This window comes from Candidatus Aminicenantes bacterium (assembly GCA_011049425.1).
Classification (GTDB): Bacteria; Acidobacteriota; Aminicenantia; order UBA2199; family UBA2199; genus UBA876.
On sequence record DSBM01000022.1, the window covers coordinates 1 to 7865 of the forward strand.

Sequence of the window (7865 nt, forward strand, 5' to 3'; positions counted from 1 at the left end):
AAAGTTGGGTTCTATTACGTTTCGTGTGGGTAAATCCGCATAGATGATGAGCGAGAAATTGTTGTGATGAGTACCCAGAGGGCATACATACCCGCAGGGCATAAGGCATAAGCGAACGCAAACGGCAGGTTCCGGGGCCCCATGGGCTGAGGCAGGACGACCGAAGGTAAAATGATGCCCAGGATTACATCCCAAATAACCACCGGGGTCATTTTAGTCCGCCGAAGACCGCATGGGTCCGAACCGAAGTGGTGAGCGGTGACTTGTGCCCGAAAGGGTACTCTCATGCAGCCTTATCATTTTTTCAAATATGTATAACCCCCAAACCCACACAAAATGGAAGAGAACCCAACTTTCCAACTCTCCCCATTTGCATCCCCCGGGAACTTTGGACTACAATGAACTTTCCACACAGGGGCCGTCCCAACCGGTAACCGTTTTCCGGACGGCCGCCAAGGAGGCGGTATTGAAAAACGAAGCGATGTTGTTGCTAGGGGATGAGGCCATTGCCCAGGGTGCCCTGGATGCCGGGGTGTCGGGCTTTTACGCGTATCCCGGAACACCTTCCACCGAGATCATGGAGTACGTTCAGCGTTCCAGGGACGCGGCGGAGCGCAATGTGCACCGGGCATGGTCGGCCAATGAAAAGACGGCGGTTGAAAGCGCCCTGGGAATGTCTTACGCGGGCAAACGCGCCATGGCCTGCATGAAGCACGTGGGCCTGAACGTGGCCGCCGACCCCTTTATCAACTCCGCCATCACCGGCGTCAACGGAGGGCTCATCATCACCGTGGCGGACGATCCCTCCATGCACTCTTCTCAGAATGAACAGGACTCGCGCTTTTACGGCAAATTCGCCTTGTTACCCATGCTGGAACCATCCAGCCAGCAGGAAGCCTACGACATGTGCCGACATGGTTTCGAACTCTCGGAAGCCGTCCAGTTGCCGGTGCTTTTGCGCATCACCACGCGCCTGGCCCACAGCCGATCCGGAGTAAAACCCCGGCCCGCGATTCCCGAGCGGCCGCTGCAATTGCCGCAGGATATGCGCCAGTTTGTTTTGCTGCCCGCCATTGCCCGCAAACGCTATCGGCGATTGATTGAATTGCAGCCCGAACTCGTGAAAGCGGCACAGGAATCTCCTTTCAATAGTTACCAGGACGGCCCGGACCGCTCGATGGGCATCGTGGCTTGCGGCTTGGCTATAAACTATGTACGCGAGAGCTTCCCCGATGGAGTCTCGCCGTACCCTCTGTTACAGATCGGCCAATACCCCGTTCCCGTGAACCGGCTGGAACGCATGGCCGATGAATGCGGCCGCATCCTGGTGGTGGAAGAGGGCCAGCCATTTGTGGAAGAGTCGTTGCGCGGAGCCCTGAATCGGGGCATGGACGTGCGGGGACGCATGGACGGCACTTTGCCGCCGGACGGCGAACTGACACCCAACCGCGTGCGGGTGGCCCTGGGCATGGATGATCGCAGCGGTGAACCCGTTCCGGAAATCGTGCGCATGCGCCCTCCGGCGCTGTGTCGCGGCTGCTCCCACGCGGATACCTATAAAGCGCTCAACCAGGCCGTTAAAAGTGAATATGGTGACGGCCATGTTTTTTCCGACATCGGCTGCTATACCCTGGGTGCGCTGCCGCCCTTTGAATCCGTCAATTCCTGCGTGGATATGGGAGCCTCCATCACCATGGCCAAGGGGGCGGCGGATGCCGGCATGCGACCCGCGGTCGCCGTAATCGGCGACTCTACTTTTTGCCACAGCGGCATGACGGGACTGCTGGACGCGGTGATCGAAAACACGCCCATCCTGGTGATGATTCTGGACAACTCGGCAACCGCCATGACCGGCGGCCAGGATTCCCACGCCTACGGGCGTTTGGAAAATATCTGCCTGGGCCTGGGAGTGGAAAGGGAGCACCTCCACCTGATCAACCCGGTGCCGAAAAATCACGGTGACTTCGTGGCGTTAATCCGTCGTGAACTCGATTATGACGGCGTTTCCGTGATCATTCCCACCCGGGAGTGCATTCAAACCCTGAAAAAGCGTTCCAAGGGCAAACCCGCTGGTTCACCAGCCGGCAAACAAGGAGGCAGACAATGAAGTGCGATATCATCCTGGCGGGTGTCGGCGGACAAGGGATCCTCTCCATCGCCACGGTACTGGGGTATGCGGCCATCGAGTCGGGTCTCAGTCTGAAGCAGGCGGAAGTCCACGGCATGTCCCAGCGCGGTGGCGCCGTACAGTCTCATCTGCGCATTGCCCAAGGCTTTATCCATTCCGACCTGGTGGCGCTCGGGGGAGCGGACCTGGTGGTGTCGGTGGAACCCATGGAGGCGTTGCGCTACCTGCCCTGGCTGGGTCCGGAAGGCTGGGTGGTAACCAATACCACCCCTTTTGTCAATATTCCCGACTATCCGCGCGAAGCGGAATTGGCGGCGTCACTGGAAGCGCTCCCCCGCAAAGTGGCCATTGACGCCGACGGCATCGCCCGGGATGCGGGCAATCCCCGCGGCATGAACATGGCGGTGGCCGGGGCCGCTTCGCTGTTCATTGATATCCCGTTTATCAACATGGAAGCGGGTGTGAAAGCCATTTTCTCCCGCAAAGGCGAGGAAGTGGTGGAAAAAAACCTGGCCGTTCTGCGCGAAGGACGCCGGCAGGCGGAAGCCGCACGCGGCTGATTAGGAGCGAAACCCGTTAATGGTTTAAAACCCATCCCCCCCGTGTCAGGACAAGTCGGGAAATTCGACATGAAAGGCGGATTCCAAAACCAGGCGGGGAATGTCTATCACCGGCAGGTTGGTGACGTCGATGATTACCGAATCAGAGGTGGCGATTACGTCTCCTTCGCACTGCTTGATGACATGGTCCGCCGACCGCGCCAATTCGGTTACACCCGTCAGCCCCCGTTCCCGCATGTGCGTATCCATTGCCACCGCGTGATCGGCGCTGTGAGAGACCGGCGAGTCGAAAACCACCAAAACCGCCTGCGGATGCTGGGCGGTCAGCCAGTCGCAAACCAGATCCATGGCACGTTGGAAACGCTCATTATCGCGGATGCGGCCGCGGTTTTCACCCACGTCGCGCAGGATGCCGTCGGTGGACAGAAAGAGGGGATTGCCCAGCAGGTGGTTCATGACCGTGAAAAAAACATTATAGGCATCCAGGCAAACCTTTTTTCCGCTGATCTTTTCAACCAGGCGGGCGCGGCGACGCCGTGAATCATGGCGCGTCGCGTAGGCGCGAAACAGGATATGCCGCTGGCGGCGGTTTAGGTTATAGCGGTCCCCCACCAGTTGCAGCAGGGGCTTGCCCGAGTACCCCCGTTCCAGGAAAAAAACGTAGTCATGGGCGGCCGCGTCAAGCATGGAAGAAAACAGTTTGCCGTCGTGCATCAGGTTTCACCCATGAATATAGCATATCCCGGATGAAATGCGGGAGTTAAAACGGGGGGGACGGTCCTATTCCACCGTGAAATCCACCCGGGCGGGCGGGCAGGCGGATTCGGGAAACCAGGTGATGAATTCCCGCTTCAAGGTCACCCAAAGGCGGTAATTTCCCGGGGCCAGGGCCAGGGGAACGCTCCCCTCAAAAGCAAGAGAGTCACCCCGGGGCAGGTTGCGGGGAATGGTGAACTGGTGAAAGTCGCGCTCGATCAGCCCGTCGTTGCGGTCGCGCAACTGCACGCCCACGGCGATGCGGTGACTGCCGCCGCCGCTGTACCAGTCGAAATTGCCCGTGTTTTCCAGCTCCATGTGGAGACGCAGCTTTCCGCCCCTGGGCAGGATGGACGCCTGCGTCCCAACCTGAATCCGGGCGTTGTATTCCAGCGGGGTGATGTCAATGCCGGTGCGCCATTCACCGCGCAAGGCGCCGCTTCCGGGCTTGCAGAGCAGCAGCGACACGGAGGTAAACCAGGTAGAAAAATAGCGCAGAATGACGTGGGGACGCCGCAACACCTGCTCGGGAAGCTTGATGGGATCCTGGTGGAAAGGCGCTTCCAGCCGCATGTCCATGGAATCACTGTCCAGCGTGAAACCCACGCCGCGACAAAGGCGGAGCAGGTCGTCCAGAGAGAAAATCCGGGTATTGGGAATGGAACGTCCCAGGCGGTTCAGGCGCACTTCGGTGGTGATGGCTGCGGCGCCGCCGGGTTTGAGAACCCGGTACATTTCCCTCAGGGAACGGCGGATTTCATTGATGTTGCCGAAGTGTTCAATGGATGAGGCGGAAAAAACGAAATCAAAGCTGTGGTCTTTGAAATTCAGGTTGCGTGCGTCCATGCGCTGCAGGTCGAGGCTTTTTTGGGGACAGACAAAGGGGGCGTACTTGGCGGGGTGGTCGGGAATATCGGGTTCGTCTTCGCCGCCCAGGTAGGTGCCGGCATAAAGGTCGATGCCCGTGACCCGGCGGACCTTGTGGGTCAGGTAGTAGACCACGGGTTCGCGCCCCGCACCAACGGCAAGGCAGGCGGCTTGCGGATGCAGGCGGCGGTCCCGGGCCAGCATGTAGACGAGTTGGACGAACTCCCAGTGTTTGCGGTGAAAGCTTTCACTATCCATGGTGAAGAGGGGCGCCATCTCGTCCAATACGGCACGCCATTCACTGTTCTCCAGGTCGGAAACCTGGGGGATTTTGTTGAGGGGAACCGGATTGTGTCGACGCTCTTTGCGGAGTGATTCCATCGTCACGATCGCATAGAGGATGCGGTCGAAAGGGCGGATAAAGGCTTTGTAGAAGAGGTTGGAGAATAACAGGTGATTAAGACGGTCCCGCAGCATCCAGGATAGTTACCAGAAGCCGGCGGACCTGTCAACAGTGGTTGCCAGGTTTCAAGCCTTGGGGTAAGATTGATTTCCGCTGTTTGCGGCGGGTCTGAATGGAGAATGCCGATGAGTCGATTTGTTGAACGGGTAGATGCACCGGCGGGGACATCACTGGTATTGCAGGGCAACGAGGCTTTCGCCCTGGGCGTGGTACACGCCGGGTTTCACGCCGCGGACGGCTATCCCGGTACCCCCAGCACGGAAGTGATCCATGATTGCCTGTCGCGGGTGCAGGATCGCATGGTCGTGGGCTGGGACGTCAACGAGGCGGTTGCGGTTGCCGTGGGCGTGGGTCACTCCGCGGCCGGATCGGATACCGTGGTCACCATGAAAACCCCCGGGGCTTTCCAGGCCGGAGACGCCATCACCACGGCCGCGTTTTACCATGCCCCCGCGGGCGCGCTGGTCTACTACGTGGCCACGGATTACGTGCCGTCCAGCACACAGCACGTGATTGACTTGCGCTACTTTTTTTATTCTTCCCGCCTGCCCGTAATGGAACCCCGAAATCACCAGGACTTTTACGATTTTCCCCGCATGGCGGCCGACCTCAGCCGCGGCATGAATTCGCCGGTGGTGATCCTGGCCAACGGCATCCTCTGCCATTCCGAAGGTGTGGTGTGTACCGCGGAACCCCGCGTGGTGCCGAAACGCGAGTTACCGCAAAATTTCCACGGCTGGATGGGCCTGCCCAACCTGGCACGAAAAAACTACGACCATGCCACAAGCGAACGCATGCCGGCGGTCGAGGCGTTGTTTAACCGCGAACCCCTGGTGCAATTTGAATCCGGGGATCCATCCTGGGGCATCCTGGCTTCGGGTGAAAGCAGCCTGCAGGTGCGGGAGGCGCTGGCCGTCAGCGGCCTGGCACCCGCGCGATTGTTCCTGGCGGGAACCGTTCCGTTTCCGCGGCAGGCAGTAACCCGCTTTGTTGCGGATATCAAGGGCCCCCTCTACGTGTTCGAAGACGGGGACCGCTGGGTGGAAGAGCGCTGCCGCCTGGCGGGAATCGATGTGTCGGGCAAGCCGGCCCATTCCGCGCGAACCCAATGGACTCCGGGTGACATCCTGTCTTTCCTGGCCGAACGGGGCCATGTCGAGTCGAGGCCCGCGCAACCGGACGTGGCTGTACGCCCGCTTCCCCGTCCGCCCGGCATCTGTCCCGGATGCCCATATCGAGCTTTCGGCCTGGCCGTGGCGGAAGCGCGCAAAAAGGGTCGTTTGACCGCGGTTTTCGGGGATATCGGGTGTTCGACCCTGCTCTATTTCATGAATGCAATTGACACCTGCATGTGCATGGGCGCGTCGGATTCCATGCGCCAGGGCATGGCGTTGTCGCGGCCGGAACAGGCCGCGCGATTCATCAGCGTGTTGGGAGATTCCTGCGAATGCCACTCGGGGCTGGACTCCACCCGCAACGCCGTCTTTCGCAACACCCCGGGCGTCAAGGTGATCCTGGACAACCGCATCACCGCCATGACCGGCGGACAGCCCGCGCCCAGCAGCGGCGTGAACCTGGCCGGCAGCAGGGTCCCTTTCTCTTTGCGCGCGGCGGTGTCTGTGGAAACCCCCAACACCGAAGCCGTTGACGCTTACGACCTCAACGGTGTGGCGGATGCCCTGAAGCGGGCCTTGGCGCGTGCCGGGAAGGGGGACTTTTCCTGCCTGATCCTGGAAGGGGCCTGTGTGCAACAGGTGTCCCGGGATTCCCGCCGCCGTCGCGTGCGCATCAATGCAGACAAGTGCCGCCGTTGCGGACAATGCGATATCTGCCCCGGCATTGAGCTGGCGGCAAACAAGGTTCCGCATTTTACCGCCTTGTGCACCAATTGCGGAGGCTCAAACCCGGTATGCATGCAGCGCTGCCCCTTCGGTGCCATCGAGATGATCCGCGAAGAAGAATCGCAACCGGTTTCCACAGCGCAAAAGCGGGAATCCCAACCGCCGGCGAAACCAAAGATCGACCCCGCCGACCTGCCTCGTTCCATGCGTGTGGCCGTGCGCGGCGTGGGCGGCCAGGGCAATCTCTTTTTCGGGCGTGTCCTGTCGCAACTGGCCATGGAAACGCCCTACGCGCATACCCGCGTGGTCAAGGGTGATACCCACGGCATGGCGCAGTTGGGCGGAGCGGTGATCTCGACTTTTGCCTGCGGTGACGTGCACTCTCCCGTCCCCGCGCCCGGCACCGTGGATGTGCTGGCGGCAATGGAAACCGGCGAGGTATTGCGCCCCGGTTTCCTGGGCTTGTTGAAACCGGGCGGAACCGTGGTGCTGAATCATTTCCGCGTGGTGCCCCCGGGAATGAAGCCGCAAGATTATCCCGGCTTCGATGCCATCCGCGCCGCGCTAAACCAATATCGTGTGGTAGAACTGGACGCGCATGAGGCAGCCCGGCAATCGGGGGATGAGACGGGACGCAGCGCCAACGTGGTGGTACTGGGACTGCTGTCCACCCTGGCGCCCTTGAACCACATTCCCGAAGCCGCCTGGCGCCTTGCCTTGTCAAAGGTTACCGCCTCGGATGCCGCGCGCCGGATCAACGATGTCGCTTTCGACGCCGGCAGGCGCATCGGTTTGCAGGCGGACGGTCAGTAGCGCAGAATGCTGCGGGATTCAATTCCCCGCACGATCTTTTTCTGCAGGCGCAGCAGGCGGCGGTTGATGGGTGAAAATCCCCGCGCTGAATCCTCGTTCAATACCCCGATGTACTTGCCGCTAAAATCCGCGCACAGGATCTTGAAATTGTAGGCGCTCCAGTAGAACTTGCGCCAAAAGGGCATTTTCACCTTGAAAAAAGCGATCCAGGTGCGGTGCAATGCGCGCACGCTGACGGCCTTGATCACGCCCAGCTTGCGACGTACGTAGTAAATGCCGAACTCGGGAATGCTCAGGTACTGGTCAATGCACATGCGCTTCATCATGTAGGTGAAACTCACCTTGTGCCAGTGGACGAAGCGCGCGTTTGCGGCCAGGGCCACGCGATGGCCTCCCAGGACCAGACGCTTGGCAAAGAGCATGTCTTCGCCGTAGGG

The 7865-nt window shown here is 60.3% G+C and carries 6 protein-coding genes; 3 read left to right on the plus strand and 3 right to left on the minus strand.

Annotated elements, in window-relative coordinates; translation table 11 throughout:
- Positions 1-481 precede the first annotated feature (481 nt).
- Positions 482-2107: an indolepyruvate ferredoxin oxidoreductase gene (locus tag ENN40_01600; GenBank protein ID HDP94035.1), complete on the plus strand. Its 1626-nt coding sequence runs from the start codon at positions 482-484 to the stop codon at positions 2105-2107.
- Positions 2104-2688 carry an indolepyruvate oxidoreductase subunit beta gene (locus ENN40_01605; GenBank protein ID HDP94036.1) on the plus strand — a complete coding sequence of 195 codons (585 nt, stop codon included), beginning with the start codon at positions 2104-2106 and terminating at the stop codon, positions 2686-2688. The genes ENN40_01600 and ENN40_01605 overlap by 4 nt, the downstream gene beginning before the upstream one ends.
- A gap of 45 nt (positions 2689-2733) precedes the next feature.
- Here the strand turns inward: ENN40_01605 and ENN40_01610 are convergent, their stop codons facing one another.
- Both ENN40_01610 and ENN40_01615 read right to left on the minus strand, forming a co-directional pair.
- On the minus strand, positions 2734-3402 hold the full coding sequence (locus ENN40_01610; protein ID HDP94037.1) for a DUF434 domain-containing protein: 669 nt from the start codon (positions 3400-3402) through the stop codon (positions 2734-2736).
- Positions 3403-3468: 66 nt separating this feature from the next.
- Entirely contained in the window at positions 3469-4788 is a 1320-nt protein-coding gene (locus tag ENN40_01615) for an SAM-dependent methyltransferase (GenBank protein HDP94038.1), read from the minus strand.
- Between the two features lie 105 nt (positions 4789-4893).
- Here ENN40_01615 and ENN40_01620 point away from each other — a divergent pair, with 105 nt between their 5' ends.
- On the plus strand, positions 4894-7428 hold the full coding sequence (locus tag ENN40_01620) for a pyruvate ferredoxin oxidoreductase (protein HDP94039.1): 2535 nt from the start codon (positions 4894-4896) through the stop codon (positions 7426-7428).
- Here the strand turns inward: ENN40_01620 and ENN40_01625 are convergent.
- A complete protein-coding gene (locus ENN40_01625) occupies positions 7422-7850 on the minus strand; it encodes a hypothetical protein (GenBank protein ID HDP94040.1) in 429 nt (142 codons plus the stop codon). The genes ENN40_01620 and ENN40_01625 overlap by 7 nt on opposite strands.
- Positions 7851-7865: the final 15 nt, after the last annotated feature.

Bases quoted from the DNA above. Each gene is read 5' to 3' on its own strand.
- ENN40_01600 (HDP94035.1), top strand. From the start codon at position 482: ATGTTGTTGCTAGGGGATGAGGCCATTGCCCAGGGTGCCCTGGATGCC.
- ENN40_01605 (HDP94036.1), top strand. From the start codon at position 2,104: ATGAAGTGCGATATCATCCTGGCGGGTGTCGGCGGACAAGGGATCCTC.
- ENN40_01610 (HDP94037.1), bottom strand. From the start codon at position 3,402: ATGCACGACGGCAAACTGTTTTCTTCCATGCTTGACGCGGCCGCCCAT.
- ENN40_01615 (HDP94038.1), bottom strand. From the start codon at position 4,788: ATGCTGCGGGACCGTCTTAATCACCTGTTATTCTCCAACCTCTTCTAC.
- ENN40_01620 (HDP94039.1), top strand. From the start codon at position 4,894: ATGCCGATGAGTCGATTTGTTGAACGGGTAGATGCACCGGCGGGGACA.
- ENN40_01625 (HDP94040.1), bottom strand. From the start codon at position 7,850: ATGCTCTTTGCCAAGCGTCTGGTCCTGGGAGGCCATCGCGTGGCCCTG.